Source organism: Acidocella aromatica (assembly GCF_014201825.1).
Lineage (GTDB): Bacteria > Pseudomonadota > Alphaproteobacteria > Acetobacterales > Acetobacteraceae > Acidocella > Acidocella aromatica.
In genome coordinates this window covers 66,431-91,426 of the sequence record NZ_JACHFJ010000005.1, presented here as the reverse complement: position 1 = coordinate 91,426, position 24,996 = coordinate 66,431, and the positions used below count along the sequence as shown (strand labels likewise).

General features: G+C 66.3%; 30 protein-coding genes and 1 riboswitch. Of the genes, 17 read left to right on the top strand and 13 right to left on the bottom strand.

Going from position 1 to position 24,996, the window contains the following annotated elements:
• Positions 1-17 precede the first annotated feature (17 nt).
• On the bottom strand, positions 18-1,142 hold the full coding sequence (gene dnaN, locus HNP71_RS07520) for a DNA polymerase III subunit beta (protein WP_183266271.1): 1,125 nt from the start codon (positions 1,140-1,142) through the stop codon (positions 18-20).
• Positions 1,143-1,320: 178 nt separating this feature from the next.
• Between dnaN and HNP71_RS07515 the strand changes: the two genes are divergently transcribed.
• The gene (locus tag HNP71_RS07515; RefSeq protein WP_183266270.1) at positions 1,321-1,707 is read left to right on the top strand and encodes a flagellar biosynthesis repressor FlbT; all 387 of its coding nucleotides are present in this window, start codon (positions 1,321-1,323) and stop codon (positions 1,705-1,707) included.
• Here HNP71_RS07515 and HNP71_RS07510 read toward each other — a convergent pair.
• A complete protein-coding gene (locus tag HNP71_RS07510) occupies positions 1,704-2,258 on the bottom strand; it encodes an LOG family protein (RefSeq protein ID WP_183266269.1) in 555 nt (184 codons plus the stop codon). The genes HNP71_RS07515 and HNP71_RS07510 overlap by 4 nt on opposite strands.
• A 53-nt stretch (positions 2,259-2,311) precedes the next feature.
• Between HNP71_RS07510 and HNP71_RS07505 the strand changes: the two genes are divergently transcribed.
• The 3 genes from HNP71_RS07505 to HNP71_RS07495 are packed head-to-tail and all read left to right on the top strand — an operon-like array spanning position 2,312 to position 4,782.
• On the top strand, positions 2,312-3,271 hold the full coding sequence (locus HNP71_RS07505) for an Ig-like domain-containing protein (protein ID WP_183266268.1): 960 nt from the start codon (positions 2,312-2,314) through the stop codon (positions 3,269-3,271).
• A 3-nt stretch (positions 3,272-3,274) separates the two neighbouring features.
• Positions 3,275-3,949, top strand: a complete 675-nt coding sequence (locus tag HNP71_RS07500; protein ID WP_183266267.1) for a phosphatidylserine decarboxylase — start codon at positions 3,275-3,277, stop codon at positions 3,947-3,949.
• Complete coding sequence (locus tag HNP71_RS07495; RefSeq protein WP_408840738.1) at positions 3,946-4,782, top strand: CDP-alcohol phosphatidyltransferase family protein; 837 nt, start codon at positions 3,946-3,948, stop codon at positions 4,780-4,782. Before HNP71_RS07500 ends, HNP71_RS07495 begins: the two co-directional genes overlap by 4 nt.
• A gap of 106 nt (positions 4,783-4,888) precedes the next feature.
• Here HNP71_RS07495 and HNP71_RS07490 read toward each other — a convergent pair whose 3' ends face one another.
• Together HNP71_RS07490 and HNP71_RS07485 are read right to left on the bottom strand one after the other, a co-directional pair.
• Positions 4,889-5,131 (bottom strand): DUF2188 domain-containing protein, encoded by a 243-nt coding sequence (locus HNP71_RS07490; RefSeq protein ID WP_183266266.1) that lies wholly within the window; start codon positions 5,129-5,131, stop codon positions 4,889-4,891.
• 23 nt (positions 5,132-5,154) lie between these two features.
• Entirely contained in the window at positions 5,155-5,478 is a 324-nt protein-coding gene (locus tag HNP71_RS07485) for a hypothetical protein (protein WP_183266265.1), read from the bottom strand.
• A gap of 112 nt (positions 5,479-5,590) precedes the next feature.
• Between HNP71_RS07485 and ispD the strand changes: the two genes are divergently transcribed.
• Positions 5,591-6,268: a 2-C-methyl-D-erythritol 4-phosphate cytidylyltransferase gene (gene ispD / locus HNP71_RS07480; protein ID WP_183266264.1), complete on the top strand. Its 678-nt coding sequence runs from the start codon at positions 5,591-5,593 to the stop codon at positions 6,266-6,268.
• A gap of 37 nt (positions 6,269-6,305) precedes the next feature.
• Positions 6,306-7,001, top strand: coding sequence for an SIMPL domain-containing protein (locus HNP71_RS07475; protein WP_183266263.1), 696 nt, complete (start codon positions 6,306-6,308; stop codon positions 6,999-7,001).
• Here the strand turns inward: HNP71_RS07475 and HNP71_RS07470 are convergent.
• Positions 6,998-7,897 carry a LysR substrate-binding domain-containing protein gene (locus HNP71_RS07470; RefSeq protein ID WP_183266262.1) on the bottom strand — a complete coding sequence of 300 codons (900 nt, stop codon included), beginning with the start codon at positions 7,895-7,897 and terminating at the stop codon, positions 6,998-7,000. The genes HNP71_RS07475 and HNP71_RS07470 overlap by 4 nt on opposite strands.
• Positions 7,898-8,002: 105 nt before the next feature.
• Between HNP71_RS07470 and HNP71_RS07465 the strand changes: the two genes are divergently transcribed.
• Complete coding sequence (locus HNP71_RS07465) at positions 8,003-8,221, top strand: DUF1127 domain-containing protein (RefSeq protein WP_183266261.1); 219 nt, start codon at positions 8,003-8,005, stop codon at positions 8,219-8,221.
• Here HNP71_RS07465 and HNP71_RS07460 read toward each other — a convergent pair.
• A complete protein-coding gene (locus HNP71_RS07460) occupies positions 8,218-8,727 on the bottom strand; it encodes a L,D-transpeptidase family protein (protein ID WP_408840735.1) in 510 nt (169 codons plus the stop codon). The genes HNP71_RS07465 and HNP71_RS07460 overlap by 4 nt on opposite strands.
• Positions 8,708-9,829 carry a GTP cyclohydrolase II gene (ribA, locus tag HNP71_RS07455; protein WP_183266259.1) on the bottom strand — a complete coding sequence of 374 codons (1,122 nt, stop codon included), beginning with the start codon at positions 9,827-9,829 and terminating at the stop codon, positions 8,708-8,710. Before ribA ends, HNP71_RS07460 begins: the two co-directional genes overlap by 20 nt.
• Before the next feature lie 101 nt (positions 9,830-9,930).
• Between ribA and HNP71_RS07450 the strand changes: the two genes are divergently transcribed.
• Positions 9,931-10,623: a response regulator transcription factor gene (locus HNP71_RS07450; RefSeq protein WP_183266258.1), complete on the top strand. Its 693-nt coding sequence runs from the start codon at positions 9,931-9,933 to the stop codon at positions 10,621-10,623.
• Here HNP71_RS07450 and HNP71_RS07445 read toward each other — a convergent pair.
• The 3 genes from HNP71_RS07445 to HNP71_RS07435 all read right to left on the bottom strand — a co-directional run bounded on the left by HNP71_RS07445 (position 10,613) and on the right by HNP71_RS07435 (position 12,992).
• Entirely contained in the window at positions 10,613-11,167 is a 555-nt protein-coding gene (locus HNP71_RS07445; protein WP_183266257.1) for a nucleoside 2-deoxyribosyltransferase, read from the bottom strand. The two genes, HNP71_RS07450 and HNP71_RS07445, sit on opposite strands and share 11 nt — an antisense overlap.
• A 63-nt stretch (positions 11,168-11,230) precedes the next feature.
• On the bottom strand, positions 11,231-12,103 hold the full coding sequence (locus tag HNP71_RS07440) for a hypothetical protein (protein ID WP_183266256.1): 873 nt from the start codon (positions 12,101-12,103) through the stop codon (positions 11,231-11,233).
• On the bottom strand, positions 12,075-12,992 hold the full coding sequence (locus tag HNP71_RS07435) for a helix-turn-helix transcriptional regulator (RefSeq protein ID WP_183266255.1): 918 nt from the start codon (positions 12,990-12,992) through the stop codon (positions 12,075-12,077). The genes HNP71_RS07440 and HNP71_RS07435 overlap by 29 nt, the downstream gene beginning before the upstream one ends.
• Positions 12,993-13,163: 171 nt before the next feature.
• On the opposite strand from HNP71_RS07435, the gene hslV reads away from it, so the two are divergent.
• From hslV to HNP71_RS07410, 5 genes are read left to right on the top strand one after another with little or no spacing between them, the layout of a single operon-like run.
• Positions 13,164-13,715 carry an ATP-dependent protease subunit HslV gene (gene hslV, locus HNP71_RS07430; protein ID WP_183266254.1) on the top strand — a complete coding sequence of 184 codons (552 nt, stop codon included), beginning with the start codon at positions 13,164-13,166 and terminating at the stop codon, positions 13,713-13,715.
• Positions 13,715-15,031, top strand: coding sequence for an ATP-dependent protease ATPase subunit HslU (gene hslU, locus HNP71_RS07425; protein ID WP_183266253.1), 1,317 nt, complete (start codon positions 13,715-13,717; stop codon positions 15,029-15,031). Before hslV ends, hslU begins: the two co-directional genes overlap by 1 nt.
• A 15-nt stretch (positions 15,032-15,046) precedes the next feature.
• Positions 15,047-15,514: a disulfide bond formation protein B gene (locus tag HNP71_RS07420; protein ID WP_183266252.1), complete on the top strand. Its 468-nt coding sequence runs from the start codon at positions 15,047-15,049 to the stop codon at positions 15,512-15,514.
• On the top strand, positions 15,511-16,020 hold the full coding sequence (locus tag HNP71_RS07415; RefSeq protein WP_183266251.1) for a demethoxyubiquinone hydroxylase family protein: 510 nt from the start codon (positions 15,511-15,513) through the stop codon (positions 16,018-16,020). Before HNP71_RS07420 ends, HNP71_RS07415 begins: the two co-directional genes overlap by 4 nt.
• Positions 16,021-16,080: 60 nt before the next feature.
• Positions 16,081-17,391 carry an MFS transporter gene (locus tag HNP71_RS07410; RefSeq protein ID WP_183266325.1) on the top strand — a complete coding sequence of 437 codons (1,311 nt, stop codon included), beginning with the start codon at positions 16,081-16,083 and terminating at the stop codon, positions 17,389-17,391.
• Here the strand turns inward: HNP71_RS07410 and HNP71_RS07405 are convergent.
• Positions 17,357-18,316, bottom strand: coding sequence for a cation diffusion facilitator family transporter (locus HNP71_RS07405; RefSeq protein WP_183266250.1), 960 nt, complete (start codon positions 18,314-18,316; stop codon positions 17,357-17,359). The genes HNP71_RS07410 and HNP71_RS07405 overlap by 35 nt on opposite strands.
• Before the next feature lie 13 nt (positions 18,317-18,329).
• Positions 18,330-18,510, bottom strand: a riboswitch (yybP-ykoY riboswitch).
• A gap of 93 nt (positions 18,511-18,603) precedes the next feature.
• Between HNP71_RS07405 and HNP71_RS07400 the strand changes: the two genes are divergently transcribed.
• On the top strand, positions 18,604-20,973 hold the full coding sequence (locus HNP71_RS07400; protein WP_183266249.1) for a transketolase: 2,370 nt from the start codon (positions 18,604-18,606) through the stop codon (positions 20,971-20,973).
• Here HNP71_RS07400 and HNP71_RS07395 read toward each other — a convergent pair.
• Positions 20,970-22,286 (bottom strand): NAD(P)H-hydrate dehydratase, encoded by a 1,317-nt coding sequence (locus HNP71_RS07395; RefSeq protein ID WP_183266248.1) that lies wholly within the window; start codon positions 22,284-22,286, stop codon positions 20,970-20,972. The two genes, HNP71_RS07400 and HNP71_RS07395, sit on opposite strands and share 4 nt — an antisense overlap.
• A 61-nt stretch (positions 22,287-22,347) precedes the next feature.
• On the opposite strand from HNP71_RS07395, the gene parA reads away from it, so the two are divergent.
• Positions 22,348-22,977, top strand: coding sequence for a ParA family partition ATPase (gene parA / locus HNP71_RS07390; RefSeq protein WP_183266247.1), 630 nt, complete (start codon positions 22,348-22,350; stop codon positions 22,975-22,977).
• Between the two features lie 334 nt (positions 22,978-23,311).
• Here the strand turns inward: parA and HNP71_RS07385 are convergent, their stop codons facing one another.
• Positions 23,312-23,494: a YciI family protein gene (locus tag HNP71_RS07385; RefSeq protein WP_183266246.1), complete on the bottom strand. Its 183-nt coding sequence runs from the start codon at positions 23,492-23,494 to the stop codon at positions 23,312-23,314.
• 160 nt (positions 23,495-23,654) lie between these two features.
• On the opposite strand from HNP71_RS07385, the gene HNP71_RS07380 reads away from it, so the two are divergent.
• Positions 23,655-24,500, top strand: coding sequence for a fumarylacetoacetate hydrolase family protein (locus HNP71_RS07380; protein WP_183266245.1), 846 nt, complete (start codon positions 23,655-23,657; stop codon positions 24,498-24,500).
• A gap of 185 nt (positions 24,501-24,685) precedes the next feature.
• The gene (locus HNP71_RS07370) at positions 24,686-24,976 is read left to right on the top strand and encodes an antibiotic biosynthesis monooxygenase (protein WP_183266244.1); all 291 of its coding nucleotides are present in this window, start codon (positions 24,686-24,688) and stop codon (positions 24,974-24,976) included.
• Positions 24,977-24,996 lie beyond the last annotated feature (20 nt).

The following is a 24,996-nucleotide window of genomic DNA, read 5'->3' as shown; positions in this document are numbered from 1 at the left end:
CGGGAGACCTGCGTGGGTTACACCCGCATCGGCATCAGCACGTAGATGGCCGATGCGTCGTCCTGATCGCGCACCAGGGTCGGGGCCGCGCCATCGGCGAAGAGGAACTCCACCTTGCCCTTGATCTGGTCGGTCACGTCCGAGAGGTAACGCGCCTGGAAGCCGATCTCGAGCGGGCCGGACTGGTAGTCCACCAGATCGCCGCCCAACTCCTCGGATGCCGAACCCTGCTCGGCGGAGGCGGCGGAGATGACCAGCAGATCTTTGGCCAGGGAGAGCTTCACCGGGCGGTGCTTCTCGGCGCTAATCGCCGAGACGCGGCCAACGGCGTCGTTGAAGTCCTTTTTGTCCACGCGCAGGATCTTGTCGTTCCCACGGGGGATGACGCGGTCGTAATCGGGGAAGGTGCCGTCGATCAGCTTGCTGGTCAGGCGCATGTTGCCGATGGTGAACTGGATGCGCGTCTCGGAGAGCGAGACTTCCACCTCGCCGGAGGCTTCATCGAGTAGCTTGCGCAGCTCGGTCACCGTCTTGCGCGGGATGATGATACCCGGCATGCCGGCGGCACCGGTGGGCAGGGGCTCCTCGACACGGGCGAGGCGGTGGCCATCCGTCGCCACGGCGCGCAGGCAAGGACCGCCTTCGCCTTCGGCGGCGTGCAGGTAGATGCCGTTCAGGTAATAGCGCGTTTCCTCGGTGGAGATGGCGAAGCGCGTGCGGTCGATGAGCCCGCGTAGCTCCTGCGCCGAGACCACGAAGTTATGCGAGAGCTTGCCTGCGTCCAGCTTGGGAAATTCATCGACTGACAGCGCCACGAGGCTGGTGGCGTAACGCCCGGCGCGCAGGGCCAGCTGCGCGTCCCCGCCAGGATGGTCCAGCTCGATAACGGCATTGTCCGGTTGGCGGCGCACGATCTCGTACAGCGTGGCGGCGGGCACGGTGATGGCGCCGTCGCGCGAAGCCTCGGCGGCCACTTCCTCGACAAGGGCGATCTCAAGATCGGTCGCGGCGATGGTCAGCTTGCCGTCGCGCACGGCCAGCAGCACGTTGGCGAGGATGGGGATCGTGTTGCGCTTCTCCACCACGTTCTGCACATGGGCCAGAGATTTCATCAACGTGGCTCGATCGGCCTTGAACTTCATGATACCCTTCCAGACACAAAACTAATTTTTGGCATTGTTGACCGATTCGTGACCTACCGTAGCAAGGGGCGCAGCTCTAGGGAAGGTGCAGGTCTGGCAGGGGTTTAACCCGTATTCACCGCTTATTAAGCCGCGCCGTGGCAAATTCGGGGCCTTAGGCACCCTGGCGGATGAACCCATGACGGCACTGGTACTCGAACTCAAGCAGGGCGAATCGATGATCCTCAACGGGGCGGTGATTCGCTTCAAGACACGCACGCGCCTCGAGCTGAACACCCAGGCGCGTTTCCTGTTCGGTAGGCAGATCATGCGCGAGGACGAGGCGACCACCCCGGCGCGGCGGGTCTATTACGCGTTGCAGCAGGCTTATATCGGCCCGGAGGATGAGCGCCCGGCGGCATTCGCGGCCGCGCGGCAGGTTATCGAGATCCTGCGTGATGCGGCCCAGGGCGCTGCCCGCGCCGGGTGGGAGACGCTGCTCGCCCGGTTGGCCGACGATGCCGGGTTCGAAGCGCTGAAGCAGGCGAGGATGATGGTCCGCGCCGAGGCGTTCAGCCGGGCTTAATCCCCGCGCAGTTCCTCCAGCCGCGCCAGCACGGCGGGCACGTCCGCCACGACCTCGAACAGATCGCGCACGCTCTCGCGGGCGAAGCCGCGGGCGATCGTCTGCTCGATCATGGCCACGAAAGGTTGCGCCCAGCCGAGAATGTCCACCAGGATGATCGGCTTGGCGTGCTGGCCGAGCTGCTTCCAGGTCAGGATCTCGAACGTCTCGTCGTAAGTGCCGAGGCCGCCGGGCATCACCACGAAGGCGTTGGCCAGGGCGAAGAGGCGGCGCTTGCGGGTGTGCATCGAGTCGGTGACGATGAGTTCCGAGAGGCCGTGGAACTCCACCTCACGCTTGCGCAGAAAGTCCGGGATGATGCCGGTGACATGCGAGCCCGCCTCCAGCGCCGCTCCCGCCGTCACGCCCATCAGCCCCACATTGCCGCCGCCGAACACCAGATTCATGCCGCGTTGGCCAAGCCCGGCGCCCAGCGCCTGCGCGGCCTGGCCGTAGGTGGCCTCGGCACCCGGGGAGGAGCCGCAAAACACGGTGACGGAAAAACTACCCATAAAGCTCTGCCTCGCTTCCAGTATGGCCCCGTTCGTGGCAGGCTAGGGGCGATATGGCAAGCAAGGATCAAGCCCCGCAGGGGGGCAACAAGACACGGGTCATCGCGGTTGCCGTGCTCGGCGTGCTGGCGCTGCTGGATGTAAGCGTGCTGCTGCTGCTGCGCCACGGCGAGCATCCCTCGGTGCCGCCACCGCCCGCGCCGAGTGCCGCGCCCGCCCCGGCGGTGAGCACCATCGCCCCGCCGCAATTCGACGTGGTGCGGGTCGATACGCAGGGCAATACCGTGATTGCGGGCCGCGCCGCCCCCGGCGCGAAAGTGTTCGTGAAGGACAATAGCAACGTGCTCGGCACGGTGATGGCGGATAGCCATGGCGCCTTCGTGCTCGTGCCCGCCACACCGCTCACCCCCGGCACGCACGAGATCACCCTCTCCGAAGTGCCGCCCGGCGGCACCGAGATCGCGGGCAACCAGACCGCCGTGGTGAGCGTGCCGGGCAATGGCGGGCAGGTGCTGACCGTGCTCTCCGGCCCCAATGGCAGCACCGTGCTCACGGGGCAGGGGCCGCAGGCTGGGCAGCTTGGCATCGGCGCGGTGGATTACGATACCAGCGGCCATGCCATCTTCTCCGGCACCGCCCCGGCCGGGGCGAGCCTGGATCTGCGCCTGGACAATGCCGAGGTTGGCCAGACCAAGGCCGATGCGCAGGGGCGCTGGCATATCGCCGCCGCCGTGCCGGACCATGCCGGTATGTTGAGCCTTGGCGGCACCAGCGCCACTGGGCAGGTACTGCCGCCCGTCACCGCGCCCTTCGCGCCCGAGACCCTTGCCGCCGCCTTGGCCGAGGGGCATGTGCTCATCGCCCCCGGCGACTGCCTGTGGCTGATCGCGCGGCACGCATACGGGCATGGCACGATGTATACGTTGATCTACTCGGCCAATGCGGGCAAAATCCGCGACCCGAACCTCATCTTCCCGGGCCAGAGCTTCGTGCTGCCCAAAACCAAGAGTTGATCCATGAATCTTGCTGAAACCGTGCAGTCGGTAATGAGCCCGCCGCACAAGGCTGGTTATCCGTTCATTCTAGGCGGCATCGCCGCGGCGCTGTTGGGGCTGCTGTTCTGGCACCCGCTGGCCTGGGCGGGCGTGATCTTCGCCCTGTTCTGCCTGTATTTCTTCCGCGACCCCGAGCGCGTGTTGCCGCCCCGCGCGGATGTGTTCGTCGCCCCGGCCGATGGCCGCGTGGTGAGCATCGAGGAAGCCATCCCCCCCGCCGAGCTGGGGCTGGGCGAGACCAAGCTGCTGCGCGTCGCCACCTTCCTCTCGGTGCTGGACGTGCATGTGAACCGCTCGCCCATCGCCGCCACGGTGGAGAAGATCGCCTATCACCCCGGCCTGTTCCTCAACGCCGCCGCCGATAAGGCGAGCGACGACAATGAGCGCAACTCCCTGCTGCTGCGCCTGGCCAATGGTAAGCAGGCGGTGGTGGTGCAGATCGCCGGGCTGATCGCGCGGCGCATTCTGTGCGAGGTGCATGAGGGCCAGAACCTGACCGCCGGGCAACGCTTCGGCATTATCCGCTTCGGCAGCCGCACCGATTTGTACCTGCCCGAGGGCAGCAAGGTGCTGGTGGCGGTCGGCCAGCGCATGCTTGGCGGCGAGACGGTGATCGCCGAGCTGCCCGCCGCATGATGGCACATCGCCGTCGACGCCGCCTGCCGCGCCGCCAGCGCCTCTCGGGCGAAAGCTTCAACCGCATGCTGCCCAACCTGATGACGCTGCTGGGCCTGTGCATCGGGCTCTCGGCCATCAGGCTCGGCATGCAGGAGCGCTATGGCGCGGCGGTGATCGCCATCGCCGTTTCCATGGTGATCGACGGGCTGGACGGTCGGCTGGCGCGCATGCTCAAGGCCACCTCGCGCTTCGGCGCGGAGTTGGACAGTCTTTCCGACTTCCTGTGCTTCGGCGTGGCTCCGGCGCTACTGTTGTATATGTGGTCGCTGAGCGAGCTTGGGGCGATCGGCTTTTTGCCGCCGCTGATGTTCTCCGCCGCCATGGCGCTGCGCCTGGCGCGGTTCAACGCGGCGCTGGATTCGGCGCCGAAGGCGGCGTTTGCCTATAACTTCTTCACGGGCGTCCCGGCACCTGCGGGGGCGGCGCTGGCCATGTTCCCACTTTATATCGGGCTGGAGGCGGATCAGCTCAGCATGGGCTGGCTGCACGAGCTGGCATCGTTTCCGCTGTTCACCGGGGCGGTGCTGGTGGTGGTGGCGGGCTTGTGCATCTCCACTCTGCCGGTGTGGAGCTTCAAGAACTTCAAGATCCCCACCGCCGGGCTGCTGCCAATGCTCATCGGGGTGGTGGTGCTGGCCTCGCTGATCTTTGCCGACCCGTATCTGGCCGGTGCGCTGTTGGCCGGGGCCTACATGGCGATGCTGCCCTTCAGCTTGCGCAGCTACCGCAAGCTGGCCAAGCAGGCCGAGGAACGCCGCGCCGCCGCCGAGGATGTGCTGGAAACCTCGTAAAAGCTTTTGGGCGGTGAAGCTTCAGGCCCTTTGTGAAGGTTGCTGCTCAGTGCGCTTGAACCGGTGGCACGCTGAGCAGCCCCAAAAACATTAGGTCCTTTAGGCGTTAGCCTTCCTCGACGTCCGTATCCGGGCGGTCGCTGCCCAGCGCCAGCTCGGTATGCCAGACGCCATCCTCGGTTTGGTACTCGATATAGGTGCTCTCGTCCGGCACGCGCTGTTCCTCGGCCACGCGGCGCGCGGCTTTCAGCGCCGCCTCATGCGTGCGGAAAGTTTCAGAGAACGCGCCGTTCAGCGTGTAGGCCCAACCGCCATCATGCGGCACGACTTTGTAATGGAAATTGCTCATTTCGGCGCTCCTTTTTTCGGGCATTATAGCCCGGCGGAGCGGTATGGCCAATCGTTACGCCGGGTCAGCACTTTCACGGTAATATGTGCAAGCGTGGCAAAGCCGCGGTAATAGCGGGCGTCGCGCCCGGTGGCGGACAGCACCGAGAGAATCGCGCCCAGATGCCCAGGCCCCAGAGATGCAGGTCGGCCAATTGGTCGCCTTCTTCTGCCGCCAGGGCGAGGGAGCCGCACCATAGGCCGCCGACGATCTTCAGCGCCGTCATCGCGGCGCTCGTTATGCTCGTGCGCCTCCCCCAGGAACACATGCGAATGTCCCGGCGACACTCTCGCTTCCACGCTGGACACTGCACTCTCCATGATCGTTGCCCGTATTTTTGGGGCGCTGCTTGCCGCGACAAGCGCGGGGCGCGTATTCTCTCGCACCGAACCAACCCAGCGCCAGGAACAGGCTGTTACCATGAATATCGCAATGATTGTCGCGGCGGGCCGTGGCTACCGGCTTGGCGGGCCGCTGCCCAAGCAATATCTCACCCTGGGCGGACAGCCGATCCTGCGCCGCACGATCATGGCGCTCGCCAGCCACAAGGAAATCGACGCGGTGCAGGTGCTGATCCACCCGGATGACACGGCGCTGTACGAGGCGGCGGTGGAGGGGCTGGACAAGCTGCGCCCGGTGCTGTTCGGCGGTGCGACGCGCCAGGATTCGGCGCGGCTGGGGCTGGAGGGCATCGCCGGGCTGAAGCCGGAGAAGGTGCTGATCCACGATGCGGTGCGCCCGTTCATCGCGCCCGAGACCATCACCGCCGTGTTGGCCGCGCTGGACCGTGTGCCGGCGGTGATCGTGGGTGTGCCGTTGGCCGATACGCTCAAGCGCGTGGAGAATGGCGTGATCACCGGCACGGTGGACCGGGCCGGGCTGTGGCGCGCGCAGACACCTCAGGCCTTCCGCTATGCCGATATCCTGGCCGCGCATCGCCACGCCGTGGTGAGCGCGCCGGGGACGGAATTCACCGACGATTCGATGATCGCCGAGCATGTGGGCATGCGGGTTGAGATGGTCGCGGGTACCGAGGACAACTTTAAGATCACCACGGCTGGCGATCTGGCGCGGGCAGAGTTTATGCTGCGCGGCTGAACCCGGCGTGCTAGGCTGAGGCCAGGAGGACGGAGCCATGAAACGCATCGCAACTCTGGCCGTGCTGCTAGGCATGGCGGCAGCGCCAGCCGGGGCGCAGACCGTGCTGACCATCGGCGCCAACGGGCAGGTGAACGCCGCCCCGGACGAGGCTACTGCCTCGCTCACGGCGCAGATGACATCGCCCGATGCCGCTAAGGCCCAGGCCCAGGTGAACGCCATGATGAGCAAGGCGCTGGAAGAGGCGCGCGGGGTCTCCGGCGTGGTGGCCACTACCGGCAGCTACGACACCAGCCAGCAGAGCACCGATACCCAGCCGCCCCAGACGGTGTATCAGGCCAGTCAGACGCTGAGCTTGGTGCTGCCAGCGGCGGATGGCATCCCGCCCGCGCGCTTTACCGATCTGGTCGGCAAGCTCCAGGGGCAGGGGTTGTTGCTGAACGATCTGGGCGGCGATCTCTCCGCCAAGGCGCAGCAGGATGCGCAGCAGGCGGCGGTGCTGGCGGCAATCTCGCAGATCCAGGCGCAGGCGGCGGCCGTGGCGGCGCAGTTGCATGAAAGCGTGGGCGCGGTGAAGACGCTGAACGTGAATGCCCAGGCCGCGCCGGGGCCGAGGCCGTTCATGGGGATGGCGATGAAGGCGATGGCTGTGCCGCCGCCGGTTTCAGCGCCGGGGAATATCACCGTGACCGCCGATGTGACGGCCGAGGTGGAACTGGACGCGGCGCATTAGCTCCGCCAGCCGCTCTTCTGCGCCTCGCGGGCGGCGGCTTCCACGATATGCTCGGCCAGCCGGTCGGTGACCGGCTGCGGCGGATTTTTGCCCTTCATCATCAGCACCGAGAAATCCGGTAGTTCGGGCAGCCCTTCCTCTTGCGCCGAGAGCACGCGCACACCCTCGGGCAGCGGGCTGGCGATGGCGCAGGTGACAGCCAGCCCCGCCATCACAGGCACCAGGCTGCCGGTGGCGCTGCCCGAGACATAGGCGATGCGGTAGCGGCGGCCGGATTTGTCCAGCGCGCGGGTGGTGGCACGGCGCCAGGCGCAGTCATGTTCGGCCAGCGCCAAGGGCAGCGGGTCCTGCTTGTGCGGGGCGAAGCGTTGGGAGGTGACCCAGACCAGCGGCCCGCTGATGAGCGGCTCGGCGGGCCAGTTCTTGGTCTCGTGGCCTTCGGAGACGAGGGTGAGATCCAGCCGCCCGGCCTTCAGCCGCTCCATTAGCTCGTTGGAGGGCAGGCAAACCACTTCCACCTCCACCGCCGGATAGCTCTCGGCAAAGCGGCGCAGCGCTTCGGGCAGGAATTGCAGGGCGTAGTCGTCCGGCGTGCCGAGGCACACCTTGCCGCTTATCGCCGGGGCCTGGAAGTTGCGCCAGATATCGTCGTTGAGGGCCAGTAGCTCGCGCGCGCGGCCCAGTAGATATACGCCGTGCGGCGTCAGCTCGATGCCCTCGCCCCGGCCGCGATGCAGCAGGGTTTTGCCGAGCATGGTTTCCAGCTTCTGCATCTGCATGGAGATGGCCGCCTGGGTGCGGCCCACGCGCTGCCCGGCGCGGGTGAAGCTCTGCTCCTCCGCTACATAGACGAAGGCGCGCAGAAGATCGGGGTCGAGGCCATGGGGGAGGGACATGGAATAAGGGTATCTAATTTAAAATATAAGAACAATTCGTTTTGCTTATGGGTTGGCGAAGCTTAATTCACCGGTTGAGGAACAAACGGCACGGGAGTTGGGAACATGCTGGCCACACGGCGTGGGTGGGGTATTTTCGTTGTCTTGCCGCTGGATTGGGCGCGCCGCGCCTGGGCGCGGCTGGAGGAGGTGCGCCATGCCGCCAGGACCCGGCGCATCCTGGCTACGCTGGATGACCACACCTTGTCCGATATCGGGGTTTCACGCGCCGAGGTGCTGGAGGAAATCCGGCGGATGCCGTGGGATACCCGTCCGCGCCGCTAACCAGGGACGCGGATCGCGCTTAGGCCCGCCTTGAGCGCCGCCAGCACGTTGGGCAGGGAGAGCGCCACACAGCCCGCCGTGGGGGCGTAATCCGCCGTGGCGACGTGGAAGAAGATGGCCGAGCCGCGCCCGGGTTCGGTGGGGGCGAGGTTCCAGTCCAGCACGCCGATGACATCGTACACATGGTCGTCGCGCCACAGCGCCTCGTGGCTGGCGGCGTAGGGCAGGCGGACATGCTTGTTATAGGCGGGGTCGGCGGGGTCGTCGCACCAGCCGTCCTCGGTGCCGATGGGCTCCAGCGGCACGGCGCAAACCGGAGGGCCAATGCGGTCGGCCCGGTAAAGTACGCGGGTGAGCTTGAGCAGGCCGGAGGGGGTGGCGCCATCGCCCTCGCGCTTTTGCGTGGCGCAGACAATGCCCGAACGCCCGAACGCGGCGCGGTAATGGTGGCCGCCGCCGGCCAGCACATCGCCCTGGAGCAGGAACTCAACCAATGAGGTGCCCAAAGCGTTTCGCCTTGGTCTCCAGGTAGGAATCATTCACGCCGTTGGGGGCGAATTCGTGCGGCACGCGCTCCACGATCTCGATGCCGCAGGCGGCGAGGCCCTTCACCTTCTCGGGGTTGTTGGTGAGCAGGCGGATTTTGTGGATGCCCAGAGCCTCCAACATGGCGGCGGCGATGTGGAAATTGCGCTCATCGGCTTCCCAGCCCAGGGCGCGGTTGGCGTCCAGCGTGTCGAGGCCTTCGTCCTGCAGCGTGTAGGCGCGGAGCTTGTTGATGAGCCCGATGCCGCGCCCCTCCTGCGCCAGGTACAGCACCGCGCCGTTGCCCTCGCGCCCCATGCGGGCGATGGCCCCTTGCAGCTGCGGGCCGCAATCGCAGCGCAACGAGCCCAGCAAATCGCCCGTGAAGCATTCGGAATGGATGCGCACCAGTGGGGCCTCCTGGGCCTCCGGGTGGCCTACGATGATGGCCATATGCTCGATGCCCTGATCCAGCGCGCGGAAGGCGATGAGTCGCGCATCGCGCGCGGCGTCCAGCGGCACGGCGACTTCGGCGACCCTGGTTAGCGAGGAGGCGAGATTGAGCGGGTAGGCGAGCAGGTCGGCGGCGGGGACGGCAAGCAGATCGGCCCCCGCCTTCTGGCTGGCCCAGCCGGGCTTGACCGGGGCCACGACCATGGCGGGCAGCAGCCGGGCGAGCTTGCCCAGCGCCAGGGCGGCCTCGGATTCGGGCGGGGGGGCGGTAGTTTCGAAGCGTGGGAGGATCTGCTCCAGCGTCGGGTCGGCGGCGCGTTTCAGTGTCTCGGTGTCGATGAGCGGCCGGGCGAGTTTCAGCGCGATGGCGGGGGCTTTGGCCTCCACCTCGTGCTGCAGCACCGCCGCGGCGCGTGAGGGGCTGAGCAGCAGCACCGCAGGACCGTTGGAAAGTGTGTCGATAAGGCGCAGCCCCTCGGCGCCCACGGTCTCGGCCGGAACGATGATGAGCGGATGTTTGGCCGCCAGCACCACGGGCACGCCACGCCTAGCTTCGGCGATGGCCCGGTGTACGGCGCGGGTGCGGGGAGTGCCGAGCGTAGAACCCGGATTTTGCGCGAGCTTTGTCATTCCGTGTCAACAAATAGGGCGGGGCGGGGCGTCTGGCCAGAGAGGCTTTCAGGGGCGGTAAAATTCTGTATGGTCGGGCTCAAGTAGCAAGGAGGCTTTTCATGTCCGCCCAACGTCCGATTCTCGTGGTTGACGATGACGAGGCTCTGCGTTCGGCGCTGATCGAGCAGCTTGAGCTGGATGGCGAGTTCGCGCCCGATCAGGCCAACTGCCTCTCCGCCGCCGAGACGAAGCTTGACGCGCCGGGAGCGCGCTACGATGCGGTGTTGCTCGACGTGGGGCTGCCCGATGGCGATGGCCGCGATTTCTGCCGCCGCCTGCGCGACAAGGGGTTCAAGTCGCCGATCATCATGCTCACCGGCTCGGCCGAGGAGGCCGACATCGTGCGCGGGCTGGATTCCGGGGCGAATGACTACATCGCCAAGCCGTTCCGCCTGAACGAGCTGCTGGCCCGGCTGCGGGCGCAGCTGCGCAGCTTCGAAACCTCGGAGGACGCGACCTTCACCATCGGGCCGTACACGTTCCGCCCCTCGGCGCGCCAGCTTACCGATGCCAGCGGCAAGCGCATCCGCCTGACCGACAAGGAAACCGCGATCCTGAAATTCCTGTACCGGGCGGAGGGCAAGCCGGTCTCGCGCCAGGTGCTGCTGAACGAGGTGTGGGGCTATAACGCGGCGGTGACGACGCATACGCTCGAGACGCATGTGTACCGGCTGCGCCAGAAAATCGAGCCCGACCCGACGGTCTCGCGCCTGCTGTTGACCGAGAGCGGCGGTTACAAGCTTAACCCGTAAGCTTCCGCGCGGCCTCGGCCACGCAGAGTTCGAACACGTCCAGAGCGTCGAAGGGCCGGGAGAGGCCGTCCGGCGGCAGGGTCAGGCCGATCCCGCCACCATATTCCACCGCGCCCTGGATCATCAGGTTATCCGCCAGCCCGAAATTCTCCACCGCCATGCCGGGGTTGGAGTCGGGGCTTGTTGTGATCTGCGCCAGGGAGCGGGCGGCGAAATCCTCCGTGTTGTTGGAGTAGCCGAATACCGGCAGCCCCCGTCCGAGAAACCAGCCAAGCTCGACCAGCGTGCCGGCATCGGCCGAGGCGCCGCGGAATGGCGTGAGATTGGCGATGATGAGGCCGCAACCCTGCATCATGGCGATGTCGTCGAGATAGATCCGCCGCCAGAGCGTTTCCGGGGGCGGGGAGGTATCGAGCGCCGGGTTGAAGGGCGAGATGCCGGTAAGCCCGTGGCGGGCGCAGATGGCGATCTTCGCCTCGGCCTGCGCCGCGGCATTGGGCAGAAAGACGTCCGGTCCGGCGAGATAGGCTTTGGGCGCGGGCATGTGGTTCCACCTTGGGGTTTCCCGCCCAGTCTGCCCAGATTCGGGGTGGGATGAAAACCGGGTTCAGCTAGCGCCAAGGCGCGGTGCGGGCGCCGGGCTGGCGGCGGCGAGGTACAGGGCCTCGGGCAACGTGCTGTACAGCACGGCGGACCAGTCCGGGTCGATGAAAGCGGCGCCGTTCCAGACCATGTCCACACGCGCGAATTCCTCGCGCAGGCCGCGCTCGGGCAGCAGGTGCCGGTAGAAGCGGAAGCGCCCCGCCAGGGCGTTGGCTGTGCGGATCAGCTCGCGGTTGCGCGCCAGGCGATGGCCGTCGGGCTGGAAGACTGGCGCGGCCTCCGGGGCGAGCAGCAGGATGCCCTCGCGCGCGAGCTGGGTGGCGATGCGGCGGAATGTTTCGTTGGACTGGCGGTGCAGCCTGCCCCAGTGATGCGCAAGGCAAACATGGTAGAGCCCCGCCGCCTCATGGAAGCTGGCCATGCATTCCACGCCCTCCCGTTCGGTGCCGAACAGCCGCCAGGTGGAGATTACCTCGTGGGCATTGGCGAAGGCGGCAAGCCCCGGCGGCTGCCCCGTTTGCAGCCGGGTTTCGCGCGCCATCAGCCCCTCGCGCTGGCGTTGCTGGGCGCGGGCATAGGCGGCGTCGGCCTGCTCGATGGTTGTGAACTCGCCGAAATCGGGGAGGACGAAGAAGCCATCCTCCCCGGCTTCAAGTCCGGCGAAGAGAAAGGCCGCGTAATCGGCGATGCGGGGGAAGCGCCCCAGGCGGGCCAGCCTCAGCGCCTCGCGCGCGGCGGCAAGCTGCTCCTGCGCCGCGCGGTAGGCGGTGCTGCCCAGTAAAGCGGCGGCGCATTGCGTCTGGGCGCGGGCGTAATCCGCCTCGGCGGCGGCGGTACGGCCCGCCCAGTCAGGGGTGTAGTGGGGATTTGCTGTCATGGCCGGGGGCTGGCAGATCGCCTCCGGTGCGCTGCCGCAGCAGGGCCATCAGCCCTGTGAAGGCTTCCTCCAATGTTTTGCCCGAGGTGTAGAAGGAGCAATCGGCCTTGGCGTAGAAGCTGGCGCGGCTTTCCAGGGTCAGGCGGATGTCGTCAATGCCGTTGCGGTTGCCCGGCATCAGCCGCTGGTCGCCCTGGGCGAGCACGCGGTTGAAGTGGTCCTCGGGTTCGGCTTGCAGCCACACGGTGAAGCAGCTGTTCAGCAGCAGCTCGAAATTGGCTGTGTCGCCCACCAGCCCGCCCGCCGTGGCGATGACGCAGGAATCGTGCTGGCGCAGCGTTTCCTCGAGGGCCTGGCGCTCGTAGCGGCGATAGGCGTTGGAGCCGTACAGCGCCTGGATCTCAATTGGGGCGCAGCCGGCGAGTCGGGTGATCTCGTCACGCAACTCGATGAAGGGCACGCCAAGCTCCGCCGCGGCCATTTGGCCCAGGGTGGACTTGCCGGCCCCGCGCAGGCCCACCAGCGCGATGCGGTGGCGGCGATTCTGCGCGGCCCCCGAGGCGCCGAACAGGTCGGAGAGGACGCGGTGCGCCTCGGTCAATTCGCGTGGCTCGCGCCCGTGCAGCAGGCGGCGGATCATCAGCCATTCCGGCGTGGCGGTGGTTTCGTCGCCCAGCAGCTCGGCCAGCGAACAATCCAGCGCCGAGGCGACATGCGCCAGCACCAGCACGGAAATGTTGCCGGTGCCGGATTCGAGATTGGCGAGATGGCGCTCGGAAACGCCAGCCTCCTCGGCCAGGATGCGGCGGGTCATGCCGCGGCGGGCGCGCAGCAGTTTAACGCGCTGGCCGAGCCCGGGGAGAAGATCAGAATCGGTAGGGGGGGTCATGAATGGTTCAGTCTGAAAAACGATGGTCGGCGTTAGCAGTTTTTTGCGCGCGCCGGAAGCGCCAAACAAGCGTTACTTGAACTATATTGCATAACGATACATTCGCGCGCCAGTTTGTCCGAATTGAGGCAGGTCTTGGCAAGGCTTGGGGCAGGTGCCATGTCTCACACCATGACAGAACATCATGATCCGATCGGTTGGCACGGGACGACAATCCTCTCCGTGCGGCGCAATGGGCAGGTGGTGGTGGCCGGAGACGGCCAGGTAAGCCTGGGCAATACCGTGGTGAAGGGCAACGCCCGCAAGGTGCGGCGCATCGGCAATGGCAATGTCATCGCGGGTTTCGCGGGCGCCACGGCTGATGCCTTTACCCTGCTGGAGCGCCTGGAGGCGAAGCTGGAGCGCTTCCCCAACCAGCTCGAGCGCGCCTGCGTGGAACTGGCCAAGGATTGGCGGATGGACCGCTATCTGCGCCGGTTGGAGGCAATGCTGATCGTGGCCGACAAGGAGCATGGCTATACCCTGACCGGCAACGGCGACGTGCTGGAGCCTAGTGACGGCATCATCGCCATTGGTTCGGGCGGCAATTACGCCCTTTCCGCCGCCCGCGCGCTGATGACCGTGCCGGACCTGACGGCCGAGGAGATCGCGCGCCGGGCGATGAAGATCGCCGCGGATATCTGCATCTACACGAACGAAAACCTTGTGGTTGAGACCATCTGATGGAAGCTCCCGTTTACTCGCCCCGCGAGACCGTCTCCGAGTTGGACCGTTTTATCATCGGCCAGAACGATGCCAAGCGCGCCGTGGCCATCGCGCTGCGCAACCGCTGGCGCCGCCTGCAACTGGCCGATGACATGCGCGACGAGGTGGTGCCCAAGAACATTCTGATGATCGGGCCGACGGGCTGCGGCAAGACCGAGATCGCCCGGCGCCTCGCCAAGCTGGCGCAGGCGCCGTTCATCAAGGTTGAGGCCACGAAGTTCACCGAGGTGGGCTATGTGGGGCGCGATGTGGAGAGTATCGTGCGCGATCTGGTGGAGGCCAGCATCACCATGCTGCGCGAGCAGAGCCGCAAGGGCGTGGAGGCCAAGGCCGAACTGAACGCCGAGGAACGGCTGATCACAGCGCTGGTGGGGGAGGGGGCTTCCGCCGATACGCGCGTGAAGTTCCGCCGCATGCTGCGCGCCGGTGAGCTGGAGGACAAGGAGATCGAGATCGCGGTGGGCGAGACGTCCGGCACGCCGATCGGGATGATCGACCTGCCCAACATGCCGCAGGGCGGGGCCATCAACCTTGGCGATATGATGAAGGGCATGTTCGGCCGCCCGGCGCAGAAGAAAAAGATGCGCGTGGACGAAGCCCGGCGCGCCTTGCAGCGCGAGGAGGCCGATAAACTGCTGGACACCGAGGCCCTGACCAAGGACGCGGTGCGCCATGCCGAGCAGAACGGCATCGTGTTCCTCGACGAGATCGACAAGATCTGCGCGAAGACCGAGGGCGGGTTCAAGGGCGGCGATGTCTCTCGCGAGGGCGTGCAGCGCGATCTCCTGCCGCTGATCGAGGGCACCACCATCTCGACCAAATACGGGCCGATCAAGACGGATTATATCCTGTTCATCGCCTCCGGCGCGTTCCATGTGGCCAAGCCGTCTGACCTGTTGCCCGAGTTGCAGGGGCGTCTGCCCATCCGCGTGGAGCTGAGCTCGCTCTCGCGCGAGGATTTCAAGCGCATTCTCACCGATACCGAGCACTCGCTGCTGAAGCAGTACATTGCCCTGCTGGGGACCGAGAACGTGACGCTCAGCTTCAGCGATGATGCTGTGGATGCCATCGCGGGGCTGGCCTACGACATCAACGACCGGGTGGAGAATATCGGCGCCCGGCGTCTGGCGACCGTGATCGAGCGGCTGCTGGAGGAGATCAGCTTCACCGCCAGCGACCGCTCGGGCGAGACGGTGCTGGTGGACGCCGCCTATGTGAACGAGCGCGTGGCGCCGCTGGCGGCCAAGGGCGATCTCTCCCGCTTCATTCTGTAAACGGCGGCTGGCGGCATGCACAAACTCGCGGGGGCCATGACGGCATTGGTGGCGCTGGCGGCGCTGGGCGTCGCCTATTTCGCGCAATATGTGCTGCATCTCACCCCCTGCGAGCTGTGTTTGTGGGAGCGCTGGCCGTATCGCATTGTGGCCGTGCTGGGGCTGCTGGCCACCATGACCAAGCCGAAATCCACCCGTGCCATGCTGGCCTTGGCCGGGCTGGTGATGCTGGGCGATGCCGGTATCGCCTTCCTGCATGTGGGAGTGGAGTTCGGCTGGTGGAACTCGCCGCTGCCGGAATGCAACGGCGCGCTGGTGCCGGGCGCGCCGCTGCCGCTGGTCCCCGCCACGCCATGCGACAGGCCAATCTATCTGGTTCATGCCCTGCCGGTGTCCATGGCGATGATGGATTTGGCCGCGGCGTTTATGTTTGCCGTGGCGCTGCTGACCTATGCGGCGCGCAAGAGGAAGGTGTTCCGATGAGCGATGAGATCAAGAAGTTCATCCGCGTGGACCATGCGGGGGAATACGGCGCGGCGCGAATCTATGCCGGGCAGCTCGCCGTGCTGGGGCGCGGCAAGCACGGGCCCCAGCTGGAGCATATGAAGGCGCAGGAGCAAGTGCATCTCGACACCTTCGCCGAGATGATCGCCAAGCGCCGCGTGCGCCCCACCGCGATGCTGCCGTTCTGGCATGTGGCCGGGTTTGCTTTGGGCGCGGTGACCGCCGCAATCGGCCCCGAGGCCGCCATGGCCTGCACAGTGGCGGTGGAGGAGACCATCGACGCGCATTACGCCGCACAGCGGGATTCGCTGGGCGAGAATGAGGCTGATCTGCGCGACACCATCGAGATATTCCGGCTCGAAGAGGTGGAGCACCGCGATATCGGGCTGGAGAACGGGGCCGAGCTGGCGCCGGGCTACAAGCTGCTCTCGGGGCTGATCCGGTTGGGCTGCAAGGCGGCGATCCGGTTGAGCGAGGTCGTCTAGGCGGGTGTGGTGTCCGCCACCATTATAGAGGGCCTGCCCAAGGGAGCCCGCCAGCGCGCCATGTTTGGCCTGGCGCTGGCCGTGCTGCTCTCGGTGCTCGACTATACCGTGGTCAATGTGGCGCTGCCGCGCATCGCGGTGAGCCTGAACTGCCCGGACTCGGCCGCCATCTGGGTGGTCAACGCCTATCAGCTCATCACCGTTATAGCGCTTCTGCCTGTGGCGGCACTTGGCGACAGGCTGGGCCATGCGCGGCTGTGCCGGGTGGGGCTGGTGCTGTTCGTCGTGGCCTCGGTGTTCTGCGCCGTGGCACCTTCGCTGCCCGTGCTGGCGGCGGCCAGGGCGCTCCAGGGGCTGGGTGCGGCATGTATCCTGGGCGTGAACGCGGCGCTGCTGCGCTATATCTATCCGCCGCATATTTTGGGGCGGGGCATTGCATTGAATGGGCTTGTCATTGGGCTGGGGGTGGCCATCGGGCCGACTATTGCCGCCGCCGTGCTGGCCGTCGCCACTTGGCCGTGGCTGTTTCTCATCAACCTGCCTTTGGGCGGGGCGGCGTTCTACTTCGCGCTCACCGCGCTGCCCAATACCCCACGCATTCCGGGCGGGTTCGACTATGCCAGCGCCGCTCTGCTGGCCTTGGCCTTTGGCGGGCTGATCATCGGCGGCGACCGCTTCGCGCATGAGAGCAGCCTGGGGATCACGCTGGGGCTGATCGCCCTGGGGGCGGTGAGTCTAGTGGTGCTGGTGTTGCGGCAGTTGGGCAAGTCCGACCCGCTGCTGCCGGTGGATTTGCTGGCGCGCGGCGGGTTCCGTGCCGCCTTCCTCACCGGGTTCTTCGCGTTTATCGCCTCCAATTTCTTCATCATTCCGATGCCCTTCGCGCTGATGAACGAGCTGCATCGCGGCCCGGTGGCGACGGGCCTGCTCATCACCCCCTGGCCGCTGGCCATTGTGGCGGTGGCGCCGGTGGTGGGGCGGCTCACCGACCGCTACCCGGCGGTCATCCTTTCCACCATCGGGCTGGCGATCACTGGCACGGGGTTTTTGCTCCTGCGGCTGATGCCGACCGATCCGTCAAATTTCGACATCGCTTGGCGCATCTTCATGGCCGGGGCGGGGTTCGGGCTGTTTCAGCCGCCTAACAACAAGGCGATGATCGGCACCGCGCCCAAGCACCGCATCGGCGGGGCGAGCGGCATGGTCTCGGTGGCGCGGCTGCTGGGGCAGACGGTGGGGGGTATGCTGGTGGCGCTGACCCTCGGGTTGGTACGGGACGCGCCTTATGCCGCCTGCCTGGGGTTTGCCGCGGGCACGGCCTATCTCGCCGCCTCGATCAGCCTCGGCCGGGTGTTGGTCCGGGGCGGGTGAGGGGGCTTGAAGCTGGTCTGATGCGCCGGTCCAGGCGCTCGTCGTCGATGCCCGCCGGTTCGGCATGCACGAGCACCTCGGCATTGCCGCCATATAATGCCAGCACCGCCTCTGTCGCGGCCTCGCAGATATCGTGCCCCGCCCGGACTGTGATGTCGCCATCCATTTCGAGATGAAACTCGATGAAGCGCCGGTCGCTGGCGTTGCGCGTGCGCAGGTCGTGCAGGTTCACCACGCCCGCGCAGCCGCGCACCGCTGCCTTGATTCTCGCCCGTTCGGCCTTGGGCAGTTCCTCGTCGAGCAGCACATGCAGCGCCCCGCGGATGATCCCCACGGCACACCAGATCAGGTAGAGGGACAAGCTGAGGCCAATGAGCGGATCGACACGGTCCCACCCGGTGAGCCAGGTGATGCCGAGCGAGACCAGGACGCCGATATTGACGATGATGTCGGCGACATAATGCTGGCGGTCGGCGATGATCGCCGTGGAATGGGTGCGCCGGATGACCCAGCTTTGCAGCCCCACTAGGCAGGCCACGGCAGTCAGGCTGCCGCCGGTCATGGCCACACCGGCCTCCAGTGCGGCCAGGGGAGTGGGATGGATGAGCTTGTCCCCCGCCTGGTAGATGAGGGCGCAGCCAGCGCCAACAAGCAGAAGGGCTTGCAGGAAGGCGGCGAGGGTTTCGCCCTTGCCGTGGCCGTAGCGGTGGTTGTGGTCTTCCGGCCGCCCGGCATAGCGCACGCCGATGAAGGTGACGGCGGAGGTGCAGACATCGAGGACACCGTCCACGGCGGCGGCCAGCAGGGCCATCGACCCCGTGAGCGCCCAGGCGGCGACCTTGATGCCGACCAAACTCAGGGCCATCACGAAGCTCGTATTCGCGGCCAGGCGGCGCAATCGCTGGTTTGTTTTGGTGCCCGTCATGCTCGGCGGCTCCAGGGTGCAAAGGTGAGACAGCAAAAGCCCCGCAACCCGCAGACCCTGGGCGGATTGAAAAGCTTGCTGGTCTCGCCGAGCATCCTGCTTTTGGACACCGCGCACACCACAGGCAAAAGCCCGAGTATGTTGACGTGCGCTCCCTCGCGTAAGAGGGCGGGCTACTCCCCAATGAGGGCAGACCTAGTGAGTTTTGCCGGGTTGTGCAAGGCATGGGGCGCGGGTGGGCCTAAGCCGCAATTTCCTTAACCCGCGCTTTGCGCTAGAGTTTGCCCATGAACGAGATACGGCCGGTTGAACAAGGCGTGGGGAAACTTGAAGCGCTGGCGCAGATCGAGCGCAAGCTGGTCTGGCTCGCCTCGTGGATGATCCACCATGCCAACCATATCCGCCCGAACCCCGAGGGGCTGAAGGTTGGCGGGCATCAGGCGTCCTGCGCCTCGGTGGCGACGATCATGACCGCTTTGTATTTCGACGCGTTGCGCCCGCGGGACCGCGTGGCGGTGAAGCCCCATGCCGGGCCGGTGCTGCACGCGATCAACTACCTCTTCGGCCGCCAGAGCCTGGAGAAGCTGAAGGCGCTGCGCCAGTTCGGCGGCGCGCAGGCATATCCTTCCCGCGCCAAGGATGGGCCCGAGATCGACTTCTCCACCGGTTCCGTGGGGCTGGGCGTGGCGCTGACGAGCTTCTCCGCGCTGATCCAGGATTACGTGCAGTCGCACGGGTTGACCGCGCCGGATGCGCCGCGGGCGCGCAACATCGCCATCGCGGGCGATGCCGAACTGGATGAGGGCAATATCTACGAGGCGCTGCTCGAAGGCTGGAAACACGATGTGCGCGATGTCTGGTGGGTGGTGGACTATAACCGCCAGAGCCTGGACTCGGTGATGCCCGACCGGCTGTTCGGCCGGTTCGAGGGGCTGTTCCGCGACATGGGCTGGAAAGTCGCCACGCTGAAATATGGCCGCAAGCTGGAGGCCGCCTTCGCCCGTCCCGGCGGCTACAGCCTGCGCGGCTGGCTGGATGAATGTCCCAACTCCACCTATTCGGCGCTCACCTTTCAGGGCGGGGTGGCGTGGCGCGATGCGCTGCTGACGGATTTGCGCAAGAGCCGGGGCGTGCGCGCGATCATCGACCCGCTGACCGATGACGAGCTGGCGGCGCTGATGACCAATCTCGGCGGGCACGACCTTGAGGCGCTGACGAGCGCCTTCGCCACCGCCGCGCAGAGCGACCAGCCGACCCTGTTCCTGGCCTATACCATTAAGGGCAAGGGGCTCCCCTTTGCCGGGCATAAGGACAACCACGCAGGGATGATGACGCGCGAGCAGATGGATGGCTTCCGCGCCGCGCACCATGTCCGTTCGGGGCATGAGTGGGAGACGTTCGAGGGGCTGGAAAACCCGCGTGCGGTGGAGCGCTTTGTGCAGTCCGTGCCCTATGCCGTGCCGCTCACCCCGCATGGCCGCCGTTTGCCCGCCGAAGAGGTGCCGGTGCCGCAGAAGCTGCCGCAGCCGCGCGTGACGGGGCGCAAGATGAGCACGCAGGCGGGGTTTGGCGAGATCCTCTCGGAGATTGGCCGGGCGCAAGGGGAGTCGGCGGCGCTGTCGCGCCGGATTGTTACCACCAGCCCGGATGTGGCGGTCTCCACCAATCTGGGGCCGTGGATCAACCGGCGCGGGGTGTTCGACAGGCACACGCGCGAGGATGTGTTCCGCAATGGCAAGCTGGTGAGCGCGCAGCGCTGGGGCGCGGACCCGCATGGCCAGCATATGGAGCTGGGGATCGCGGAGCAGAATTTGTTCCTGCTGCTGGCCGCCGCCGGGCTGAGCCATGATTTCTACGGTGCGAGGCTGCTGCCGGTGGGCACGGTGTACGACCCGTTCGTGAATCGTGGGCATGATGCGTTGTTCTATGCCTGCTACCAGGATGCACGGTTCCTGCTGGTCTCCACGCCGTCCGGCATTACACTTGCCCCCGAGGGCGGGCAGCATCAGGCCACCAACACGCCGCTGTTGGCCGTGGTGCAGGATAAATTGGCAAGCTTCGAGCCCGCTTATTGCGATGAGTTGGCGATCCTTCTGCGCCATGCCTTTGAGTACATGCAGAAGCCAGAGGGCAGCGCGGTCTGGCTGCGGCTTTCCAACTTGGCGTTGCCGCAGCCCGAGCGGGTGCTGAATCCGGAGCATGTGATCGCGGGCGGGCATTGGGTGGTGCCGCCGCAGCCGGGAGCGACGATCGCCATCGCCTATCAGGGCGCGGTGGCGGGGGAGGCGGAGAAGGCCTTCGCCGTGCTGCGCGAGGATGTGCCCGAGGCGGGGCTGCTCGCCATCACCAGCCCGGACCGGCTTTATGCCGGATGGCGCGCCGCCCAGCGCAGCCGCCGCCAGGGGGTGAAGGCGGGCTCGCATGTCGAGGATCTGCTCAAGCCGCTGGCGGCTGATGCGGCGCTGATCACGGTGCTGGACGGGCACCCGGCGGCGCATGCCTGGCTGGGCGCGGTGCGCGGCCAACGGGTGATGGCGTTGGGGCCGGACCGGTTCGGGCAGTCGGGCGATGTGGGCAGCCTGTACCGGGAATATGAGATCGACAGCGCCGCGATTCTGGACGCCTGCGCCGAGGCGCTGATCCCCGAAAACGACTAGCCGAGCGCGGCCATAACCTGGGGTAGGGCTGCGGGGAGGCCCTCGGCCAGTAGCCCAGGGCCTAGGCTGCGAGCGGCCTCGCCATGTAGCCATACGGCGGCGCAGGCGGCCTCGAACGATGGCATGCCCTGGGCCAGCAGCGCGGCGGACAATCCCGCAAGCACATCGCCCGTCCCGCCGGTGGCAAGGTAAGCCGGGGCGTTGGTGTTGATCGCGGCGCGGCCATCGGGGGCGGCGATCACCGTGTCGGCACCTTTTAATATAGTCACGGTCCCGGTCGTAGCTGCGGCGCGGCGGGCGGCTTCCAGCTTGCTGGGGCCGATCTCGCCGAAGACCCGGACGAACTCCCCGGTATGCGGGGTGATGATGGCGGTGCCCCGCAGTTTTTCGGGCGCGCCGGTGCAGGCGGTCAGGGCGTCGGCGTCGGCGACGATGGTTTTGCCCGCCGCGATGAGTTGGGCCAGAGCGTCCCCGGCGCGGGCCACGCCCAGGCCGGGGCCGACAATCCAAGTGTGGCGGCGGGCATCTTGCAGCAGCGTGGCCAGTGGGTCGGTCCGCAGGATCAGTCCGGCTTCGGGCAGGACCATCGGTGTGGTGGCGGCTAGCGTGACCATGCCCGCCCCGGCTCGGCGCGCGGCGGCGCAGGCGAGGCGCGCGGCTCCGGCCAGCTCGCCGCACAGTACCGTCACGTCCCCGGCGCTGTATTTGTGGCTGGTGGCCTCGTATCTGGGCAGGGTGAACAGGGCGGGGGTATTTTCCCAGGCTTGCGGGGCGATGTCCTCCAGCACGCGCTCGGGCATGCCGATGTCGCGGAGCAAAAGTTTACCGCATAAGCCGCGCCCGGGGTAGAGCAGATGGCCGGGCTTCTTGCGGAAGAAGGTGATGGTGAGTTCCGCTTGCGGGGCGTAGCCGCGCACCTGGCCAGTGGCGCCGTCCACGCCCGAGGGCACATCCACCGCCACGATGCGTTTGGCCGCGCGCAGGAGATCGGCGATCTGGGGTGAGACATCGCGCGAGAGGCCTGCGCCGAAGATGGCGTCGATGACCAGCTCGGCGCGTTGGACCTGTTCGATGGTGGCGGTGAAGGCATCGGCCACCCGCACCGGCCAGCCGGCCTGGGCCAGATAACGCGCTGCCACTTTGCCGTCCCCGCCATTATTGCCCGGCCCGGCCAGCACCAGCACGCTGCAGGGCTTGTAGCGTTGCAGGATCGCACGGGCCACGGCGCGGCCTGCGGCGTCCATCAGCGCCGCGACATTCCCGGCCGCGGCATCGGCGCGGGCCATCTCGGCCGGGGTTAGCAATTCGTTCATAAAAACATTCGCCTTTCTAACGAATCTGCCATTAATGACGCAGAGCAGGAGGGTTCAACGAATGGGCAAGGTAATTGCGGTTGCACAGCAAAAAGGCGGCGCGGGCAAGACCATGCTGGCGGCGCAGTTCGCTGTGGCGCTGGCCGGGGATGGGCGGGTGGCGCTGCTGGATATCGACCCGCAAGGCAGCCTGACCGTGTGGGGCAAGCTGCGCGAAGGCGCGGCCAAGGCGGCGCATGAGGTGAAGGTGGAGAGCGTCTCCGGCTGGCGGCTGGCCAGTGAGCTGGAAAAGCTGAAGGCGGCTTATGATTATGTGCTGATCGATACGCCGCCAGTGATCGACAGTGATGCGCGCCGGGCGATTCGCGCGGCGGACCTCGTGCTGATCCCGATGAACCCGGCCCCGCCCGACCTTTGGGCCGCCGAGGGTACGCTGAAGCTGGCCGCCGAGGAGAAGCGCAAGACCGCCCTGGTGTTCAACCGCGCGCCCGCGGCCTCGCGCCTGCGCAAGCGGCTGGAAGCCGAGATCGCCGCGCGCGGGTTGAACCTGCTGCCGGTGGCGTTGGCGAATCGGGCTGGCTACGCCAATGCCTTCGCCGATGGGCTGGGCGTGACCGAAGCAGGCTCCGCAACCCAGGCGGCGGGTGAACTGCGCGCGGCAACGGAGGCGTTGAAAGACCTCCTGACCTGAAATTTATGAAAAAAACTTCCCCTTGCCCGATTCGAATGCAGAAAAGAGCATGTCGAGGCTTGCAAGCCGGTCTCTTTTCCGCCACAATCTGAGTGTGGCATAATTGAACAGGTCGCGGGGAGCCGAGGCCAATATAAAGTGTCAGCCGCCAAGTTTAGGGAGCGAACAAAAAAGAAAAACCAAAAGGTTTTGGCCGACCCACAAGGGTCGGCCTTTTTTGTTGGGGTCAGCCTTTGCGCCGGTGGAAGCGGCTGATCTTCACTTCGCCCCACACGCCGTGGCGGTTGAACGGGTCGTTGGCGACATAGCGCTCCACGGCGGCGCGGTCGGCCGCTTACACGATCAGCAGGGAGCCGTTCATCACTTCGCCGTCATCGGTTTGCAGCGGGCCGGAGAAGATGGTCCGCACACCGGCACTTTCCTGCTCCTCGTTATAAGCGCGGTGCTCGGCGTAATGCTCCAGCCGGATGGCCAGGGTGTCGGGCTTATCTACGGCGTAAATAGCGAATAGCGGCATGTTCCCTTGGCTCTTTCTATCGACTCAACTCTACGGGTAATATGAAATTGCCAGTTTGACACGCGACACGCACGCGACCCAGCCTTGTGCTGCGCGCCGTGTGCAGGATTTTTCAGGCACGCGCAGTATGGCGCAATAATAATTGTAAGGAGCCGGGACAATGAAGCTGCTGCGATACGGAGACTCGGGCGCGGAGAAATGGGGCGTGCTCGATGCGGAAGGCCAGATCCGCATTCTGGACGACGCGCTGGTGCATGTGACCGGCGACGAGCTGAGCCCGGAATGGCTGGCCCATCTCGTCAAGCTGGACCCGCAGACCTTGCCGCTGCTGAAAACGAAGCCGCGCATCGGCCCCGCCGTGCCGCGCCCGCTGAACTTCGTGGGCGTGGGACTGAACTATGCCGACCACGCGGCCGAGACGGGCGGCAAGATCCCCAAGGAGCCGATTCTGTTTCTTAAATCCCTCTCATCCTTTTCTGGGCCGTATGACGACATCGTGATCCCGCCCGGTAGCACCAAGACCGATTGGGAGGTGGAGCTGGGCGTGGTGATCGGCACCAAGGCCAGCCATGTGAGCGAGGAGGCCGCGCTGGATTACGTGGCGGGGTATTGCGTGGTGAACGATGTGAGCGAACGTTCGTACCAGAAGGAACGCGGTGGCCAGTGGGACAAGGGCAAGGGCTGCGACACCTTCGGGCCGGTCGGGCCGTATCTGGTGACCAAGGATGAGGTGCCGGACCCGCAGGCGCTCGCGCTGTGGACCGAGATCGACGGCCTGCGCCGCCAGGATGGCACCACCGCCAACATGATCTTCGGCGTGAAGACGCTGGTGGCTTATGTCAGCCAGTTCTTCACCCTGCATCCGGGCGACATCATCGCCACTGGCACTCCGGCGGGGGTGGGCATGGGCATCAAGCCGGAGCCGGTCTTCCTGCGCCCGGGCCAGGAGGTGCGCATGGGCGTGCAGGGCCTGGGCGAGCAGCGCGCCAAGACCGTGGGTGGCTGAAAAATCGTCCCCGCCAGATTTGGCGGGGACGTCAAGTTCAGGCTTGGTCGGTTGCCTGCGGCAGTTTCCAGATGATGGCGCCCCCCAGCGGTGCCACCCAGAACAGCCAGGGCTGGCCCAGGGCGTCGGTCTGCGCGAACAATGCCGCTGTTTAAATGAATGTTAATTGAGTGGAGATAAAGCGAGTGGTTACCGAATTTGCCGAAATCGAAGTGAAGCCGGGGATGGAGGCGGAGTTCATCGCCGGGGTGGAGAAGAGCAAGCCTGCCTTCCTGCGCTCCGAGGGATGCCATGGCGTCTCCCTGGTGCGCTCGGTGGAGAATCCGCTGAAATTCGTGCTGCATGTGCAGTGGGAGAGTGTGGACCACCATATGGTGAAGTTCCGTGCCGCCCCGGAATTTCAGGAATGGCGGAGCAATGTAGGGCATACTTTCGCCGCGCCGCCGAATGTGTGGCACGGGGAGAAGGTGGCGTAAGCCCAGGAAGTTTGGTAGGG